Genomic DNA, 17,678 nt, shown 5'->3' on the forward strand with positions numbered 1-17,678 from the left:
GGGGCCTAAAAACCCCAGCCGGGCGCTTGCGCCCACGCAGGTTCGAATCCTGCCCTCTCCGCGCAAACGACCCGGAACCCGGGTTGGAAGCAAGGAGAGGTGCCCGGAGCGGCTTATCGGGGACCGGGGCCTAAAAACCCCAGCCGGGCGCTTGCGCCCACGCAGGTTCGAATCCTGCCCTCTCCGCCTACACGGTGCCGCAGTCCGGCAGGGCGTCGGTGTTCTCGGCGATGTCGAGGTCCCACACGTACCCGGCGCTGTTGGCCCACTGGACGCCGTTGCGGCCGGGGCGTTCGATGACCAGGTCCATCCGCTTGCCGTTGTTGTCGTTGACCTTGCAGATGCCCTCCACGTCGTCGCCGGCCCAGGCGACCCCGACGCGCGGGGTGCTCAGCCCCTGGCCCGAGTAGATCGTGGTGCTGCGGATCGGCGTGACCCTGGGCCCGTAGCTCAGGCAGAGGGGGAACCCGGCGGTGTACTGGATGATGAAGTCGTCCCAGATGTAGCCGGCGGTGTTGGCCCACTGGACGCCGTTGCGGCCCGGGCGCTCGATGCCCAGGATCAGGCGCTTGTTGTTGTTGTCGTAGATCTGGCAGATGCCGGCCACGTTGTCGCCGGCCCAGGCGACGCCGATCTGCGGGGTGCTCAGCCCGGGGCCGAAGTACAGCGGGGTGTCGACCCGCGTGGTGACCCGGGTACCGATGCCCAGGAGGCCGGCCTGGCTCTGCTGTCCCGCCGGGGCAGGCGTCACTGGGGCTGGCGTCGCCGAGACGGGCGTCGCCGCGACGGAGACGCCGGCCGCAGCCAGACAGAGCGCGCCGAGTGCTGTCGCGGTCTTCGTCCTGATCATGAACGTTCCCTCCACTCTCCGATGTTCGTGACAGCTGGTGAGTCGCCGTTCCGTGGTTCAGCAGGGGGCAGCACTCAGTCTGGTGACGGCGGCGGCCGCGGCGTTGAACTTTCTTGCTCGGTTCCGGCCGGCGGCGCCGTCCCCCGCAGCGCGGCCCGGACGACCTTGGGGAGCGCGCCGGCGTGCTGGCGGAACACCCGCGTCAGGTGGGCCTGGTCGGCGAAGCCGTACTTCGCGGCCAGCTCCCGCAGCGGCCGGCCGCCGCCGAGCTCCTCCACCACCGCCCGCACCCGGAGTTGGTTGCGGTAGCCGGTGAGCGTGCGGCCGGTGACCGCCCGGAACACCCTGCTGAGGTGGAACGGCGAGCAGCCGACCAGGCGGCTGATCTCCTCCAGGCCCGCGGTCGGCAGCCCGTCGATCAGTGCCGCGCACGCCTGGTGGGCGAGCCTGCGGTGCGCCACCACCGTGGAGGCGCGCCGCGGGCAGGGGGCAGGCTCGCGACCGCCGACCAGCCCGGCCATCAGGCGGTTGGCCCGCTCCGCCACCTCGAACGGATCCGCCCCGGCCCGGCAGGCGGCGACCAGCCCCCGATGGGCCAGGTCGAGGCCCGCGTCCACCGGCAGGACCCGTGGCCCGGCCCCGCCCGGACACTCGCCGTGGACGTCCTGGTGGAACTGCAGCACGGTGCTCAGGTCGGGGAGGCGGGCCAGGTGCGCGACGGCGGCGTCGTCCCCGCGGCGCAGCAGGAAGCCCGTGGTCGGGTCGACGAACTCCTCGCGTCCGCCGACCCGCAGCACCAGGCCCCCCGCGCGGATCAGCGACACGACGAGCACCGTCTCGTCCGGCTCCCCGGTCGCCGCCGGCCGGAACGACCGGTGGTCCTCGAAGCACGCCAGCTCGGTGATCCGCAGGCCCGCCTGCTGGGCGAGCCGCGTCCGCCTCACCGGCTCCTCGCCGGAAGGCCTCCGCCGTCCGTGGTGCGCCGTCCGGAGATCCCGCGCCATGTCGCCCGCCCTCGGCGTTCGAACCCAGTTCCTCGGACCTGCAGTGTGGCGGCGTCCGGCCGCCCGTATCCGGGGCGAGCGGGCGGTTGGCGCAGACCTGCCCAAAGATGACCTGAACGCGCCAATGCTCTGGCCGACACCCTCTCCCCACCGGGCCGGAGCACCGGGCATTCCGTCGTTCGGGCCCCGGGCCGCCCGGTCTTGAAGCACCCTGAGCATGTGCACGAATACACCGAGCGATGTATCCGAGCCGTTCAGTCCAAGGACGCACGGTTCGACGGATGGTTCTTCGTCGCCGTGCTGACGACGAAGATCTACTGCCGGCCGAGCTGCCCGGTCTCGCCGCCGAAGCCGCAGAACATGAGGTTCTACTCCAGCGCGGCGGCAGCCCAGCAGGCCGGGTTCCGGGCGTGCAAGCGCTGCCGGCCCGACGCGGCTCCGGGCTCCCCCGAGTGGAACGAGCGCGCGGACCTGGTGGCGCGGGCGATCCGGCTGATCAAGGACGGCGTCGTCGACCGGGAAGGGGTGCCCGGGCTGGCCGCGTACCTGGGGTACAGCACCCGCCAGGTCGAGCGGCAGCTGCGCGCCGAGGTCGGTGCGGGGCCGCTGGCGCTGGCCCGGGCCCAACGGGCGCAGGCCGCCCGGCTGTTGATCGAGACCAGCACCCTGCCGATGGCCGAGGTCGCGTTCGCGTCGGGCTTCTCCTCCATCCGGTCGTTCAACGACACCGTGCAGGCGGTGTTCGCCCTGTCGCCCACCGAGCTCCGCCGGCGCACCCGCCCCACCGACGTCGCGGGGACGTTGACGCTGCGGCTGCCGTTCCGGGCGCCGCTGTGCGCCGACAGTCTCTTCGGCCGGCTGGCGGCCGCTGCGGTCCCCGGGGTCGAGGAGTGGCGGTCGGGCGCGTACCGCCGGACGCTGCGACTGCCCCGCGGCCACGGGATCGTCGAACTGCGCCCTACCGCCTCGGCCTTCGTCGAGTGCCGGCTCACGCTCTCCGACCTGCGGGACCTGACCGCGGCGATCAACCGGTGCCGCTGGATGCTGGACCTGGACGCCGATCCCGCCGCCGTGGACGAACTGCTGGGCGAGGACCCGCTGTTGGCGCCGCTGGTGCGCAAGAACCCGGGGCGGCGGGTGCCGCGCACCGTGGACGGGGAGGAGTACGCGATCCGCGCGCTGCTCGGCCAGCACGTCTCGGCGGCGACCGCCCGTGACCGTGCGGCCCGGCTGGCGGCGGTCCACGGCCTGCCGGTGACGGACCCGGGCGGCGGCCTGTCCCGGCTGTTCCCGGCCCCCGCCGAGCTGGTCGGCCTCGGACCGGCCGCGAGCGTGCCGCCGGACCGGCCGCACGGAGCGTTCCCCCGGCTCGTCGAGGCGCTGGCGGACGGCACGGTCGACGTCAGCAGGGGCAGCGACTGGCTGCGCGCGCGGGCGCAGCTGACCGCCATCCCGGGCATCGAGCCGGAGACGGTCGAGGTCGTCGCCATGGGCGCGCTCGGCGACCCCGACGCGTTCACCACGGGCGGCCCGGGCGTGCGGACCGCCGCCGTCGAGCTCGGGCTCCCCGCGACGCCCGCCGCGCTGGCCCGCCACGCCGCCGCCTGGCGCCCCTGGCGCGCCTACGCCCTGCAGCACCTGTGGGCGACGGGCAGCCTGGCGGCGGCTCCGCTCGACCAGGAATGCTGCGGGGTCTGCTGAAACCTGCGGAAATGGCGTCCGGAATTCCGACGGCACACTGACGAAGCGCTGTCAATCGACCATCAGTGCATGATCAGACGTCGGTCAGAAGGTCTGTGGAATGCTCGTTCCTGCCATCCGCAGGCCTCAGCGGAAATCCGGAGATCACCTGTCGGCCGTTTTCCTGCCCGGCCGACCGAAGTCGGCTGTCCGGGCGCTTCCCGATCGCAACAGCCGGGAGAAAACGAACTCCGCGCCTCTCGCATCCCTTATCGCAGGAGCACCCGTGGCCACTACCAGTTCCCGCCCCCAACCAGTGCGTCTGCTGCGCACCTTCACCACGCCGAAGATCGTATTCATGATCATCGCAGCGGCCGCGCCACTCGCCGCGATGCTCACCACCGTGCCGCTGTCCTTTTCGATCGGCAATGGACCGGGCGTGCCGGCGCTGTTCGTCTTCGCCGGGCTGACGCTGCTCTGTTTCAGTTCCGGTTACGCCGCCATCAGCAGCCGGATCAGCCACGCGGGCGGGTTCTACACCTATATCGCCCACGGCCTGGGAAGGCCGCCGGCCGTCAGCGGCGGAATCATCGCCGTCATCGCCTACAACACCGTCACGGTCGGCGTGCTCGGCGCCTTCGCGTACTTCGCCCAGGCGCTCGCCGCGTCGCACGGTCTCAACCTGCCGTGGGAGGTGTGGGCCGCCGCGGGCCTGGTGGTGGTGGGCGTGCTCGGGTACCGGCACGTGGAGCTCAGCGCCCGGGTGCTGGCGGTGCTCATGATCTGCGAGATCGTCATCCTGTTCGCCCTCGACGTGGCGATCCTCGCCCGTCACGGCTTCTCCGCCATGCCCGCCGCGTCCTTCGCGCCGCACAACATCTTCGCCCCGGGCTTCGGCGTCTCGATGATGTTCGGCATGGCGTCGTTCATCGGCTTCGAGTCGGCGGGCCTGTACGCCGAGGAGACCCGCAACCCCGAGCGGAGCGTTCCGCGGGCCACGATCATCGCGGTGGTCCTGATCGCGACGTTCTACGGCGCCACCAGCTGGCTCGCGGTCGGCGCCGTCGGCCCGTCGAAGATCCAGGCGACGGCGACCGCGGACCTGGGGGACATGTTCTTCAACCTCAGCGACGAGTACCTGAATTCGGCCACCACCACGGTGATGCAGGTGCTGCTCTGCACCAGCGTGCTCGGCGCCTGGCTGGCCCTGCACAACGCGGCCAACCGGTACATGTTCGTGCTGGGCCGTGACGGCCTGCTGCCGGGCCGCCTGGCCGCGGTGCACCCCAAGTACAAGGCCATCCACCGGGCCAGCGTCGTCCAGACCGTGTTCAGCGCCGTCGTCGTCGCGGCCTTCGCCCTCGCCGGCCTGGACCCCTACCTCAACATGTCCACCAGCATGCTGGGCATCGGCACCCTCGGCATCGTGGTGCTCCAGGCGATGGCCTCGGTCGCCGTGCTCGGCTACTACCGCAAGCGCAAGGGCGGGTGGTGGCAGACCAGGATCGCTCCGGTGCTCGGCGCGGCCGGGCTGGTCACGGCCGCCGTCCTCGTCGTCCGCAACTTCGCCGTCCTCACCGGCACGACCAACCCGGTGGTCACCGCGCTGCCCTGGGCGCTGCTGGTGGTGGGTGTCGGCGGACTCGGCTACGCGTACTGGATCCGGTCGGCCCGCCCCGAGCGCTACGCGGCCCTGGCGCAGCCGGAGGAGTCCGCGGACGGCCCCGCCGCCGAGGCCCTGACCGACGTCCGCTCCGCGGCGTAGCCGGCGTAGCCGCACTCGCACCCGCAGAACCGCCCCAGCCCGGTCCGGCCGCCCTTGAGAGGCGCGGCCGGACCGGGCTGGGGCGGTTCGGTGCTGGAGGGCCTACGCCCGCCCGGCCGACAGCGTCTCCCGAATGACGGCCAGCCCGTCCGCCATGGTCGCGGCGAGCGGCGGCGCCAGCTCGTCCGGCAGGACGTCGCGGATCCAGACCAGCCGGCTGAGCCGTTCGCTCTCGGCGACGACCTGGAGGGAGGCGTTGTCGTGCAGCGGCCGCACGGTGCCGCCGATGACCGCCCAGACGATCCGCTGGGCCTCGTGGTCCAGGCTGACGAGCCGCTCGTCGATCACGTCGCCGTTGGCGAACGTGACCGTTCGGACGTCGTCGGCCGTCAGCTCCGTCCCGGTGACGAAGCCCGGCGCCATCCGTGGCGGGCCCTGCTCGAAGTCGCCGATCACCGCCCAGACTTCGGCGGCGTCCGCCTCGATCACGGTCTCCAGCACGATCGAAGCCACGACCGCCTCATTTCTTCCGCCTGCTCGCCCCGCCGCCTGCCGTGACGGTTTCAGGGCTTCGTCGGCGGGCTCAACGAGGCATTCCGGGCCACGAAACCGGGTCGGCGGCCGTCACCACCCGTTCGGCCCACAACGGCCGGGCCGGGCCCCTGGAGGGGACCCGGCCCGGCCGTTCGTCGAAGCACGGTGCGGCCTCGTACCGGCATCAGGAACCGGCCGAGGCACCGTCAGTGCCCTTGACGTGTCCAACGTGGTGGTGCGTTTCGCGGAGTGGACCGCCCGGGACTGCGGGGCGGCCGGCGGTCGCCCCGAATCCGGGGCGGGCGGGGTGGGCGGCACGAGGCCGCGTTCACGGCGCGGCATCGGCCCCGCCGGGCTACACCCGCACTCCGACGGGCCGGATCATCGGCGACTCCTCCAGCAGCGCCAGGTCGTGCTCCAGGACGGCGCTCTCGTACATCCTCAGCATCGGCGAGGGGTCGACCCCGAGCTCCTCGTTGAGGCGGTGGCGGAAGTCGCGGTAGACGTTGAGCGCGTCGATCTGCCGGCCCGACCGGTACAGGGCCACCATCAGCTGGCGGCAGAACTGCTCCTGCATCGGGTTCTGCGCCAGGGTCTCCGTCACCTCGGGAATGATCCGGTTGTGACCGCCCGCCCTGAGCTCCAGGTCGTAGAGCAGCTCCAGCGCGGATAAGCGCGACTCCTCGTACTTGGACGCCGCGGTCTGGCACAGCGGCCCCGTCGCCAGCCCGCCGAACACCGGTCCCCGCCACAGGGCGAGGATGCCCCGGAGCTCGGCGATACATCGGTCGAGTCTGTCGCAGACCCGGCCCCGGATGACGTCGACGGTGTCGAGGAAGACCTGCGCGTCGAGTTCACCCGGCTGCAGGCTGAACTGGTAGCCGGAGACGCTCGTGACGATGCGCGACGCACCGTCCTGCTCCGTCCGTGCCAGGCTGCGGCGGAGCCTGCTGATCTGGGCCTGCAGCGCGTTGTGCATCTTCGTCGGCGGCGTGGTCCCCCACAGCTCCTCCGCCAGCGAGTCCACGGTGACCAGCCTGCCGGCCGCCGCCATGAACGAGGCGAACAGCAACTCCTGAACCGCCCCCTTGGGCCGAACCGTGTGGTGGCCCACCTTGATTTCCGACGGCCCAAGCACGAAGAAACGCATTAAAGCCCCTCCCATCCCGATAGCGACCGGTCCTGCGAACGAATCGTCGACACCCCTTCGACGCGCTGGAGCCCCACGGGCTCACGCTGCGAGACGCGAAAGGCAGCGATACACAGCCCTGCGCCGAACACACCCCCCTCTGCCCGATCGCACAGGTTATTCACTTCAGGCCCGCACCCTTGAGGTGCCCGCGGTATGCAATCTCCCCACAAGACAATCATTTAATCGGCTTCTTGCATAGCTCTTTGATGGCCGCCGCGCGATCCGGCCACCAGTGGCGTGAAGCACCCCTGCAATACTCCCGCAATATTGCAGGTGGCAGCGACGGTGTCGATGCCGAGGGCCCTCAGCGGCCCCGTGACGCGCGTCAACCGGCCCCTTCGAGCCACTCGGACGCACCCTCGCCCCGCCCGTCCGACCGGCGATATTGGATGATTGTCCGGCTTCCCCCTGGCCGGCCGTGGAGTGCCGCAACAGACGAACGGCCGCCTCCCTGTGGAGACGGCCGTTCACGGGTGCGCACGGAGGGCGACGATCACCCGATGACGCGATGGCTGAAATCAGTGCCCGGATTCACCGGTCGAAGACCGATACTGACGATTCGTCAGTTGCCATGTCGATCATGTTACTTACATCTGAGGCGGCTGTCCGGGACGCCGGCCCCGGCCGATCCGCGCCCGGCCCCGTGGAGGACCGCGGCGCCGCCGTAGAAGGAGGAGACCCCGCCGTCGATGACGACGGACGAGCCCGTCATGAACCGCGAAGCGTCGCTGGCCAGGTAAAGTGCCAGGCCGACCAGGTCCTCCGGGGTGGCGAACCTCCCGGCCGGAATCACCTCCATGAGGCGCTCGGACAGCTCGTGGTGCCCGACCAGGGGCTTGGTCAGGTCGGTCTCCACCCAGCCGGCCGTGATCGCGTTGACCCGCACCCCGGAAGCCGCCCACTCCGCCGCGAGCGAATGGGTGAGCGCGGTCACCGCGGCCTTCGAAACGGCATAGGGGGAGTAATTCGGGAGGCCGGCTTTTCCGCCGATCGAGGAGATGTTGATAATCGACCCCTGGCCGCGCCCGACCATGTCGGGGCCGACCAGGCGGCACACCTCCAGCACGGATTCGAAATTGAGCCGCATTTCCCGCTGCCACTGCTCGGTCGTGGCTTCGTGGAACGGCCCCGAGTAGGTGATTCCTCCGGCGTTGTTCACCACGACGTCCAGCGGGCCGAGTTCCGCGACGGCCTTCCCGACACTCGCCTCGATCTGCTCCGGATCCTCGATGTCGCAGACCAGTGCGGTGACCCGGCCGCCGAACTCCTCGGCCGCAGCCGCCGTCGCTCTCAACTGCTCGGCTCCCCGAGCAAGGAGGGCGACGTCGGCTCCGGCTTCGGCAAGACCGAGGGCGATCGCCCTGCCGATCCCGCGTGAAGCACCTGTCACCAGGGCGGTCTTCCCGGAGAGACTCAGCATGGGCGCGCCTCGGTCCTTCACCTCAGGAACTCGTCGACTGCCACCGTGGCCTCCTTGAACTGCTCCAGCTGCGGAAGGTGGCCGGCGGCGTCGAGCACCACGGCCCGGCTGCCGGTGACGAGTCCGGCGAACTCCTCCGCGTACTCCGCCGACATCAGGCGGTCCCCGCTGCCCCAGACGATCAGCGTCGCCGCCGTCACGCGGTGCAGCCGCGACCGCAGCCCGCGGTCGGGGATCGGCCAGAGGAACTTGGCCGTGCTGCCGATGGACCACACCATGCCGCCGATGACCTCGACGGCCACCGCGGGATCGGCCGGCGGCGTGAGCGCGGCCTGGGCCACCTCGCCCGCCGGGTCGAGGAAGAGCAGGCCCGCCAGCTCCTCCGCGGAGGCGGCCGCCAGGCTCCCGACCGGCAGGTCTTCCCGCCACAGCCCGAGCGGCGCGATCAGCACCAGCCGCGAGGGCAGCGCCGGGAAGTGCGCGGCCAGTTCCGCGGCGAGCATGCCGCCGAAGTCGTGCCCGACGATCACCGGGTCGACCAGGCCGAGCCGCCGGCACAGCTCCTCGTAGGCGAGGACCACGTCGGACAGGTCGTCGATCACGTGGATGGCGTCCGGCTCACCGGCGGTGGTGCCGGGGAACTCCGGGGCGTAGACCGTGTACTGCTCCGCCAGGTGCGCCAGGAACGGGTCCCAGACCAGCCCGGTGGAGCCGTGCAGGTAGAGCAGCGGAGCGCCGCGGCCCGCCACCTTCACCCGCAGCGTCAGCCGCCCGTCCCAGAGTTCGACGCTCTCCTCGCGCGGCTCGCCGCTGAAGGAATCCGTGGTCATGAGGCCTCCGCCTTCCGTGCCGACGCTCCGCCTTCCGCCACCGGAAGCGGTGTGCCGCCCAGGCGCTCCGGCCACCAGTGGTGGCTGAACCCGTCGTCCTTCCACAGCTTGCGCAGGTGCGGCAGGACCTCCTCGGCGAACAGGTTGATGTTCTTCTCCACGAGCGCCTTCGGCAGCGACCCGAAGCCGAGCATCGCGTGCAGGTTGCCGATGCCGTACTCCCGGCAGTACGAGATCAGCTGGTCCCGCACGGTCGCCGGGCTGCCCGCGATGACGGTGCCGGCCTCGACGAGCTCCCGGTAACTGGCCGTCCGCATCTGGCTGTACAGACCGAAGTCGCCCGGGTCGCGCAGCAGGGCCTTGACGCCGTGGATGTTCACGCCGCCGGCGATCGCCAGCTTCTCGGGCGGGATCGCCCCCAGGCCCTTGCGGTAGGCGTACTCGACGTGCTCGGCGTACTCCTGCTCCGCGCGCTCGTCGGTCTCGCTGACCGCGATCGTCTGCAGGAAGCCCATCCGGTACGGGTTCCGCTCCAGGCCCAGTTCGTCCGCGATCTCCCAGAACCGGCTGAAGATCCGCGGTCCGGTGAGCTTCGCCCCGGCGAACCCGAAGTAGTTGAACCCGAAGCCGCGCTCCAGGGTCATCTGCATCGTCCTCGGGTTGCCGATGCCCGTGATCCAGACCGGCGGCCGGCTCTGCAGCGGCCGCGGCCAGATGTTCACCTGCGGGTACTGGGCGTACCGGCCGTTCCAGGCGAACGGCTCACGGTCCTCCCAGGCCCGCAGCACCAGGTCGAGGTTCTCCTCGAAACGGCCGCGCACCTCCACCGGCGGGATGCCGTTGTTGATGCTGGCGTCGTAGCTGAGACCGACCGGGAAGCCCGCGAGGAGCCGGCCGTTGCTCATGACGTCGAGCATCGCGTACTCCTCGGCCACCCGGACCGGCTCACGCGTCTTGCCCAGCGAACGCCCCATCGGGAAGATCCCGACGTCGAGCCCCTGGCTCTGGGTGGCGTAGGCGATCGCGCTCGCCACCAGGTTGGGGTTCGGCATCAGGTCGTACGAGCTCTGGGCGTGCTCGTTGACGGCGATGCCGTCGAACCCCGCCCTGGCGCCGATCATCAACTCGTCGATGTGATCGGTGAACGAGCTGAAGACGCCCTCGGGAGTCGTCAGGCCGTAAGGCGTGTCGCACACCGAGTTGTGGTGCTTTTCGAAGTCCGACGGCAGGAACCGGTACGGCGCCTGCTCGAACAGAGTGACCTTCATCTACTCTCCAACGGTCCGGTTGCAGCGCGCCGCCGCACTGAGCATCAGAGCTGGGTAACGATGAGCAGCGAGTCGCCGATGCACCGCGTCGAGTGGCCCTTGCCCGTGGTGTCCTCCACCAGGACGCTGCCACCCGGCAGGAAGCGGCGCTTCTCGCCGTCGCTGACGCCGACCTCCAGCTCGCCCTGGAGCAGCGTCATGATCTGCCGACGGGGCGCCGGGTGGAAGTCACCGAAGTAGCCGTCGGGGCAGAGCAGGTACACGCTCGCGCGGGCCTCGGCCGGCGCCGAGAGGAACATCGAGGGGGCCGGCGGGGCGAAGTTCACCTCGTTGAGGTCCAGCTTCTCCTCGACGAAGTGGCTCTCGCCGGCCTCGTCGGTGAACAGGCGAGTCACGTTGATTGTGCGGGTCACGGTCTCCGACATCGCTTCTCCTCGGCAAGGCGATTATCTGCTGACACGAAACTGTGGCGAGCCGGCACCCCGACTCGCCACAGCTGCGGAGAGGGCAGGATTCGAACCTGCGAGGACAAAAGCCCTTTCCTGCCGAAACAGGAATCCGATAGGCCGCTACGGCTACCTCTCCTTGCGAAGCCCGGCTATCTCCGCCGTGTTCCGCCGCTTGCTGAGGAAAACTATGGCACCGGCCCGCTGACGCAGTGCTGATGAGCTTCTGATGTGCTCGACTCCCCGGATTCCTCCGCGGGTTCGCGGGTTTCGTCAGCCTCTCATCAGCCGTGCGTCAACCACCTCTGATTCACTCGGTCCGATGCCGGCACCCCGCCAGTTCCCGGAACCGGAGATGAGAAAGCGGATGACACATTCCCACGCGACTCTGCAAGAGCTTCGGAACACTCCGAAGCTCGATCGGCCGGACGCGCTGGAGCAGATAGTCATCAGAGAATTCAAGGAATCTCTGCTGATGTCCGAGGACGAGGACTTCCCGCTGTCGGAGAGTTTCTTCGACCTGGGCCTCACCTCCCTGCGGGTGACCGAGGTCAAGCAGCGCCTCGAGGAGCTCCTGGACTGTTCGATCAGCGCCAACGTGCTGTTCAACAGCCCGACGGTGGAGCTGATGCTGAGGTACCTGATGACCGAGGTGCTCACCGACCTCTTCGGCGAGGCGTCCGATGCGCGGCAGTGAGCCGGCCGGGCCGGGCCGGGAGGAGCCGATCGCGGTCATCGGTGTCGGTCTGCGCTTTCCCGGCGGGAACGACTCGCTGGACGGGTACGCCGAGTTCCTGCGGGCCGGCCGCAGCGGCATCAGCCCGCTGCCGCGGGACCGCTGGGACGTGGACGCGTTCGGTTCGGACGACCCCGCGTCGCCGGGACTGATCCGCTCCGAGGCCGGCGGATTCCTGGACCGGATCGACGAGTTCGACCCGCAGTTCTTCAGCGTCTCGCCCAAGCAGGCGCAGTACCTGGACCCGCAGCAGCGGCTGCTCCTGGAGACGGCCTGGGAGGCGTTGGAGAACGCCAACGTCGTCCCGTCGTCGGTGCGCGACGGCGGCGTCTACATCGGCGCCACGCCGTTCGACCAGGCGATGGAGCTCGACTCCGTCCCGTACGACAAGCTGGACGGCTCGATGGCGACCGGGATGGGCGCCTACCCGATGTCCGGGCGGCTGTCGTACTTCCTGCGCTGGCACGGCCCGAGCCTGACCACGGACACCGCGTGCGCGTCGTCGCTGACGGCGCTGCACATGGCCCTGGCGGGTCTGCGGGGCGGCGAGTGCAGCATCGCGCTGTGCGGCGGCGTCAACGCGCTGCACCACCCCAAGATCTTCGCGATCCTGTCCCAGGGCGGGTTCCTGGCGCCCGACGGGCACTGCAAGACCTTCGACGAGGCGGCCGACGGGTACGCGCGGGCGGAGGGCTGCGGTGTGCTGGTGCTCAAGCGCCTGTCGGACGCCGAGCGCGACGGCGACACCGTGCTGGCCCTGATCCGGTCGACCGCGATCGGCCACAACGGCGAGAGCGCCGGCCTGACCGCCCCGAACGGGACGTCGCAGGAGCTGGTCATGCGGCGCGCGCTGGAGCGGGCCGGGCTGGAGCCCGGGGACGTCCAGTACGTGGAGGCGCACGGCACCGGCACGCCGCTCGGCGATCCGATCGAACTCGGTTCGATCAACGGGGTGTTCGGCGCCGCGCACCGCGAGGGCGACGGCCTGACCGTCGGTTCGGTCAAGTCGAACCTCGGGCACATGGAGCCGGCCGCCGGCGTCGGCGGGATCATCAAGGTGATCCTCCAGATGCGCGACGGCGTGTTCTACCCGCACCTGTACTCGACGCCCTCGGGCCGGATCCCGTGGGACATGTACCCGATCCGGATCCCGACTGCCTGCACTCCCTGGGAGGCCCCGGTCCGCCGGGCCGTGGTCAACAGCTTCGGCGTGGCGGGCGCGATGGGCGTCGCGGTGGTCGAGCAGGCCCCCGCGACGGACCGTCCGGACGTGGCGGACGAGGGCGCCCACGTGTTCACCCTGTCGGCGAAGAGCCGGCCGGCGCTGGCCCTGCAGGTGGAGCGCCACCGGCAGTTCCTGACGGACCACCAGGACACTGCGGCCCGCGATCTGGCCCTGACCCGCAACACCGGCCGGACGCACTTCGCGCACCGGGTCGCGGGCGCGGTCCGCAACGCCGCCGAGGCGGTCGAGCTGCTGGAGCAGGCGGCGCAGAAGCTGGCCGACGGCGAGCGGACCTCCGGCGACCTGCGCAAGGCGGCGTTCCTGTTCACCGGCTCCGGCTCGCAGTACGTCGGCATGGGCGCCGCCCTGTACCGCGACCACCCGGTCTTCCGGGAGCGCGTCGACGCCTGCGACCGGCTGTTCTCCCGTCATCTGCCGCGGTCGGTGGCGGAGGTCATGCTGGGCACCGCCCCGGACGCGGAGGAGCTGCTCGCCGAGACCCGCTACACGCACGCCGCGCTGTTCACGCTGGAGTACGCGCTCGCCGGGCTGTGGCAGTCCTGGGGCGTCCGTCCCAGCGCCGTCCTCGGGCACAGCGTGGGCGAGATCGCCGCGGCGACCGTCGCCGGGCTGTTCAGCCTGGAGGACGGGGTGCGCTTCCTGGCGGCCCGGGCCCGGCTGATCCAGTCGGTCACCGAGCCCGGCGGCATGGCCGCCGTCGCCGCCACCGCCGCGGACATCGAGCCGCTGCTGGCCGACCTGCCCGACGTGGGCGTCGCCGCGGTCAACGCCCCGGGCCAGTGCGTGGTCTCCGGCGGCGCGGCCTCGGTGGCGAAGCTCTCCGAGCTGCTGCGGGAGCGCGGGGTGCGGGTCACCGCGCTGAAGGTCTCCTCGGCGTTCCACTCGCCGCTGATGGACGGGATCCTGGACGAGCTGCGCGAGGAGCTGGCGGGGACGGAGTTCCACGAGCCCTCGCTGGCGCTCGTCTCCTGCCTCACCGGCGAGATGGCGTCGTTCGCGGAGGTGGGCACCCCCGAGTACTGGGTCCGCCACGTGCGGGAGGCCGTCGACTTCGAGGGCGGCGTGCAGGCCGTGGCACGACGCGGCAAGCACGTCTTCGTGGAGGTCGGCCCCTCGGCCACGCTCGGGGCCCTGGCCCGGCGGTGCGTGCCGGACGGCGGCCACGTCTGGCTGAGCAGCCTGCGCCCCGGGGACGAGGAGGCCAGGTCCCTCCGGCAGGCGCTGGCCGGCGCCTACACGGCGGGGCTCCAGATCACCTGGACGGCCGTCCACCAGGACGGTCCGGGGCGCCGGATCGCCCTGCCGCCGTACGCCTTCGACCGCAAGCGGTACTGGATGCCGGACCAGGTCGGCCGGCACGGCCTCGGCGCGGGGCCGGGCGCCCATCCGCTGCTGGGCACCGAGCCGCACCCGGCGCAGCCCGACGGGGCGCGGGAGTTCGTCGCCCGGGTCAGCGCCCGGTTCCCCGCGTACCTCGCCGACCACACCCTGCGCGGCCGGCCGTTCCTGCCCGCCGGCGCCTACGTCGAGGCGGTGCTGGCGCTGCTGGACGAGGTGTACGGCACCACCGGGCGGCCGCTGCTGGAGCTGCGCTTCCACGAGGCGCTGTTCCTGGGCAGCCGGCCGGTGGAGCTGCGGACCAGGCTCGCGCCGAAGGCCGACGGCACTGCCGCGGTCGAGATCGTCAGCCGGTCCGGTGAGGGCGGGGAGCGGGTCGAGCGGGTGCACGCCACCGCGACGATCGGCGCCGCGGCCGTCCCCGGGCCGAGCGGGACCGGCCGGCGGCTGCTGGAGCGGGCCGGTGCGCCGGGTGCGCCCACGCAGGAGCTCGACGGCGCCGAGGTCCACGCGGCCTACGTCGCGGCGGGCCTGGAGTACGGCCCGCAGTTCGACCGGGTGCGCGGGGTCGACCGGCACGGGGACGACTTCACCCTGACCGAGGTGGACGCCCTGGACCTCTCCCGGGCGGAGCACCTGCCGCCGCAGCTGTTCGACGCGGCCACGCACGGTCTGGCCGCGCTGGTGGACCGCAGCCGTTCCTACATCAGCGTGGGCGTCGACGCCGTCCGGCTGTTCCGCAAGCCCCGGGCCGCCCGGCTGGTGGCCGCGCTGCAGACCAGGGCGGCGGCGGACGCGGGCACCGGCTTCCTCGCCGACGTGCTGCTGCTGGAGGACGGCGAACCGGTCGCGGAGATCGAGGGCATGGCGTTCCGGCAGCTGGAGGTCGCGCCGCCGCCGGCGGAGCGCGCCCCGGCCGCCGGGTCCGCGCGACGGCCCGGGCCGGCCCGGCAGGGCTCCGCCGTCGAGGTGTCCGTCCGGTCGGCCGTCGCCGGCCTGCTGCGGATCGACGACGAGTCGGGCATCTCCGCCGACACCGCGTTCCTGGACCTCGGGATGGACTCCCTCGGGGCGGCCGAGCTGCGCGCCCGGCTGGAGGCGGAGTACGGCGTCGAGCTGCCGCTGACCATCGTGTTCGACCACGGCTCCATCGGGCAGCTCGTGGAATTCCTGGAGAAAGCGAAGGAGGGGCTGTGAGCAACTCGGAGAAGCAGACGATCACCGCGAGGTCCGCCCTGCATGCGCAACGCCGGCCCGATGCCGCCGCGTTGGTCATCGAGGGCCGGACGATCACGTACGGCGAGCTGCACCTGGAGAGCAACCGCTCGGCCAACGCGCTGCTGGCCGAGGGCCTCGGCCGGCAGGCCCGGGTGGCGTACCTGGGCCGCGAGACCGATCAGTACTACGAGCTGACCATCGCTTGCGCGAAGGCCGGCGTCGTCCTGGTCCCCGTCAACTGGCGGCTGATCAGGGCCGAGGTGGACCACATCCTGCGCGACTCCCAGGCCGAGGTCCTGTTCGTGGAGCGCGACTTCCTCACCGTCGTCGAGCGCCTGCGCGAGGAGCTCCCGACCCTGCGCACGGTCGTCGAGATGGACGGCGCGACCGAGCGGGGCACGGGCTTCACCTCCTGGAAGGCCGGGCACCCGGACACCGATCCGGGCGTGGACGCCGACCCGGAGGACCCGATCGCGCAGATGTACACCAGCGGCACCACCGGCCTGCCCAAGGGCGTGGTCCTGTCGCACCGGTCGTACTTCACGTTCATCGAGAACATGCAGCGGGCGGGCGTCGACTCGATCGACTGGCGGCCCGAGGACCGCAGCCTGACCTGCTTCCCCGGCCTGCACGCGGGCGGCTACGCCTGGTTCATGCACTGCTTCAACGTCGGTGCGACCAGCGTGGTCCTGCGGATGTTCATCCCGGACGAAGCGGTGCGGGTGATCCGGGACGAGGGCGTGACCACCGTCTGGGCCGCGCCGGCGATGCTGAAGATGATGCTGGACGAGAAGGTCTCCAGCCCGGAGGCCTACCGGTCGCTGCGCAAGATCGTCTACGGCGGCTCGCCGATCGACTACGAGCTGATGGTGCGCTGCCTCGACGAGTTCAAGTGCGACATCGTCCAGGCGTACGCGGCGGCGGAGACCGGGAGCTTCATCACCTGCCTCACCGCGGCGGAGCACGTGCCGGGCAGCCCGCTGATGGCCTCGGCCGGGCGGGTGCTGCCGGGCAACGAGGTGAAGATCATCGACGGCGACGGCAAGGAGCTGCCGGCGGGCCAGGTCGGGCGGATCTGCGTGAAGAGCCCGGCGCGGTTCAAGGAGTACTGGCAGCGTCCGGAGGCCACCGCGGAGATGGTGGTCGGCGAGTGGCTGCACATGGGCGACGCCGGCTACTTCGACGAGGACGGCTACCTCTTCCTCCAGGACCGGATCAACGACACGATCATCGTCGCCGGGCAGAACATCTACCCCATCGAGGTCGAGAACGCGCTCCGCGCCCACCCCGCCGTGGCGGACGTGGCCGTGTTCGGCGTGAAGGACTCCCGCTGGGGCGAGGTGGTCCGCGCCGCGGTGGTGCTCCGGCCGGGCGCCGACCCGGTCCGCGAACGCGACCTGCTGGTCTTCCTGCGCGGCCGGCTCGCGGACTACAAGATCCCGGGCGGGTACGCGTTCCTGGACGACCTGCCGCGCAACCCGACCGGCAAGGTGCTGCGCCGGGTGCTGCGCGACCAGTACGCCGACTCGGCGGCCGGGCGACCGTGACCGGGCGGGTGGCGCCGAAGCAGTTCCGGGCCGGCTGGCTGCGGCCGGCCGAGTCGGACCCCGACGCCGAGGCGGCGCTGTTCCTGTTCCACTACAGCGGCGGCGGCGTGTCGATGTACAGCCGGTGGCCGGACTACCTGCCGCCGAGCGTCGAATGCCGCCGCATCCAGCTGCCGGGCCGTCAGGACCGGCTGCAGGAACCGCCGTTCACCGAGTTCGATCCGCTGGTGGACAAGCTGAGCGAGATCGTCGCCGCGGAGAGCGGCGACCGTCCGTTCGTCCTGTTCGGCCACTCCATGGGGGCCCTGCTGGCCTACCGGGTGGCGGTGCGGCTGGAACGCGAGGGCTCCGTGCGCCCGGCGATGCTGGGCGTCTCCGGCTGGGCCCCGGAGGGCTTCACGATGCCCACCCGGGGCCTGGCCGAAGGGTCCGACGGGGCGATCGCCTCGCTGCTGGAGGAGCTGGGGACCGTCTCGCCCGAGGTCCTCACCGACCCCGCGCTCACCGCCATGGTCGTCGCCCCGATGCGCGCCGACCTCGCCGTCTGCGCCGACTACCGGGACGACGGCGCGTCGGTCGACTGCCCGGTGGTGGCGTACACCGG

At 71.5% G+C, this 17,678-nt stretch carries 14 protein-coding genes and 2 tRNA genes; 7 read left to right on the forward strand and 9 right to left on the reverse strand.

The window, feature by feature from the left end; all coding sequences use genetic code 11:
* Positions 1–93 precede the first annotated feature (93 nt).
* Positions 94–186: transfer RNA gene (locus IEZ12_RS30385), tRNA-Phe, on the forward strand.
* A gap of 1 nt (position 187) precedes the next feature.
* On the opposite strand, the gene IEZ12_RS30390 is transcribed toward IEZ12_RS30385, so the two are convergent.
* Together IEZ12_RS30390 and IEZ12_RS30395 are read right to left on the reverse strand one after the other, a co-directional pair.
* Positions 188–850: a hypothetical protein gene (locus IEZ12_RS30390; protein ID WP_189276567.1), complete on the reverse strand. Its 663-nt coding sequence runs from the start codon at positions 848–850 to the stop codon at positions 188–190.
* Positions 851–924: 74 nt separating this feature from the next.
* The gene (locus IEZ12_RS30395) at positions 925–1,794 is read right to left on the reverse strand and encodes a helix-turn-helix transcriptional regulator (protein ID WP_189276569.1); all 870 of its coding nucleotides are present in this window, start codon (positions 1,792–1,794) and stop codon (positions 925–927) included.
* 279 nt (positions 1,795–2,073) lie between these two features.
* On the opposite strand from IEZ12_RS30395, the gene IEZ12_RS30400 reads away from it, so the two are divergent.
* Positions 2,074–3,555: a DNA-3-methyladenine glycosylase 2 family protein gene (locus IEZ12_RS30400; RefSeq protein ID WP_189276571.1), complete on the forward strand. Its 1,482-nt coding sequence runs from the start codon at positions 2,074–2,076 to the stop codon at positions 3,553–3,555.
* Between the two features lie 295 nt (positions 3,556–3,850).
* Positions 3,851–5,299, forward strand: coding sequence for an APC family permease (locus IEZ12_RS30405; RefSeq protein ID WP_505744227.1), 1,449 nt, complete (start codon positions 3,851–3,853; stop codon positions 5,297–5,299).
* A gap of 102 nt (positions 5,300–5,401) precedes the next feature.
* On the opposite strand, the gene IEZ12_RS30410 is transcribed toward IEZ12_RS30405, so the two are convergent.
* From IEZ12_RS30410 to IEZ12_RS30440, 7 genes are all read right to left on the reverse strand, one after another.
* Positions 5,402–5,812, reverse strand: coding sequence for an SRPBCC family protein (locus tag IEZ12_RS30410; protein WP_189276575.1), 411 nt, complete (start codon positions 5,810–5,812; stop codon positions 5,402–5,404).
* 376 nt (positions 5,813–6,188) lie between these two features.
* A complete protein-coding gene (locus tag IEZ12_RS30415; RefSeq protein WP_229848326.1) occupies positions 6,189–6,947 on the reverse strand; it encodes an AfsR/SARP family transcriptional regulator in 759 nt (252 codons plus the stop codon).
* Between the two features lie 661 nt (positions 6,948–7,608).
* Entirely contained in the window at positions 7,609–8,445 is an 837-nt protein-coding gene (locus IEZ12_RS30420; RefSeq protein WP_189276577.1) for an SDR family NAD(P)-dependent oxidoreductase, read from the reverse strand.
* A 17-nt stretch (positions 8,446–8,462) separates the two neighbouring features.
* Positions 8,463–9,275: an alpha/beta fold hydrolase gene (locus IEZ12_RS30425; protein WP_043914991.1), complete on the reverse strand. Its 813-nt coding sequence runs from the start codon at positions 9,273–9,275 to the stop codon at positions 8,463–8,465.
* Positions 9,272–10,543: an LLM class flavin-dependent oxidoreductase gene (locus tag IEZ12_RS30430; protein ID WP_189276579.1), complete on the reverse strand. Its 1,272-nt coding sequence runs from the start codon at positions 10,541–10,543 to the stop codon at positions 9,272–9,274. Before IEZ12_RS30430 ends, IEZ12_RS30425 begins: the two co-directional genes overlap by 4 nt.
* 44 nt (positions 10,544–10,587) lie before the next feature.
* Positions 10,588–10,968, reverse strand: a complete 381-nt coding sequence (locus tag IEZ12_RS30435; RefSeq protein WP_189276581.1) for a cupin domain-containing protein — start codon at positions 10,966–10,968, stop codon at positions 10,588–10,590.
* 74 nt (positions 10,969–11,042) lie between these two features.
* A tRNA-OTHER gene (locus IEZ12_RS30440) sits at positions 11,043–11,128 on the reverse strand.
* A gap of 336 nt (positions 11,129–11,464) precedes the next feature.
* On the opposite strand from IEZ12_RS30440, the gene IEZ12_RS30445 reads away from it, so the two are divergent.
* The 4 genes from IEZ12_RS30445 to IEZ12_RS30460 form a co-directional block, all read left to right on the forward strand.
* The gene (locus IEZ12_RS30445) at positions 11,465–11,686 is read left to right on the forward strand and encodes an acyl carrier protein (RefSeq protein WP_229848328.1); all 222 of its coding nucleotides are present in this window, start codon (positions 11,465–11,467) and stop codon (positions 11,684–11,686) included.
* Entirely contained in the window at positions 11,673–15,506 is a 3,834-nt protein-coding gene (locus tag IEZ12_RS30450; protein ID WP_189276583.1) for a type I polyketide synthase, read from the forward strand. Before IEZ12_RS30445 ends, IEZ12_RS30450 begins: the two co-directional genes overlap by 14 nt.
* Complete coding sequence (locus IEZ12_RS30455; RefSeq protein WP_189276585.1) at positions 15,503–17,074, forward strand: long-chain-fatty-acid--CoA ligase; 1,572 nt, start codon at positions 15,503–15,505, stop codon at positions 17,072–17,074. The genes IEZ12_RS30450 and IEZ12_RS30455 overlap by 4 nt, the downstream gene beginning before the upstream one ends.
* 8 nt (positions 17,075–17,082) lie before the next feature.
* The coding region (locus IEZ12_RS30460; RefSeq protein WP_189276587.1) for a thioesterase II family protein at positions 17,083–17,678 on the forward strand (596 nt) is incomplete at its 3' end.

Source organism: Kitasatospora griseola (assembly GCF_014648555.1).
In the GTDB taxonomy this organism is placed as follows: domain Bacteria; phylum Actinomycetota; class Actinomycetes; order Streptomycetales; family Streptomycetaceae; genus Kitasatospora; species Kitasatospora griseola.

What these genes read in the sequence shown, in the direction of transcription:
- IEZ12_RS30390 (WP_189276567.1), bottom strand. Translation starts at nt 850, where the DNA reads ATGATCAGGACGAAGACCGCGACAGCACTCGGCGCGCTCTGTCTGGCT.
- IEZ12_RS30420 (WP_189276577.1), bottom strand. Translation starts at nt 8,445, where the DNA reads ATGCTGAGTCTCTCCGGGAAGACCGCCCTGGTGACAGGTGCTTCACGC.
- IEZ12_RS30425 (WP_043914991.1), bottom strand. Translation starts at nt 9,275, where the DNA reads ATGACCACGGATTCCTTCAGCGGCGAGCCGCGCGAGGAGAGCGTCGAA.
- IEZ12_RS30430 (WP_189276579.1), bottom strand. Translation starts at nt 10,543, where the DNA reads ATGAAGGTCACTCTGTTCGAGCAGGCGCCGTACCGGTTCCTGCCGTCG.
- IEZ12_RS30435 (WP_189276581.1), bottom strand. Translation starts at nt 10,968, where the DNA reads ATGTCGGAGACCGTGACCCGCACAATCAACGTGACTCGCCTGTTCACC.
- IEZ12_RS30445 (WP_229848328.1), top strand. Translation starts at nt 11,465, where the DNA reads ATGTCCGAGGACGAGGACTTCCCGCTGTCGGAGAGTTTCTTCGACCTG.
- IEZ12_RS30450 (WP_189276583.1), top strand. Translation starts at nt 11,673, where the DNA reads ATGCGCGGCAGTGAGCCGGCCGGGCCGGGCCGGGAGGAGCCGATCGCG.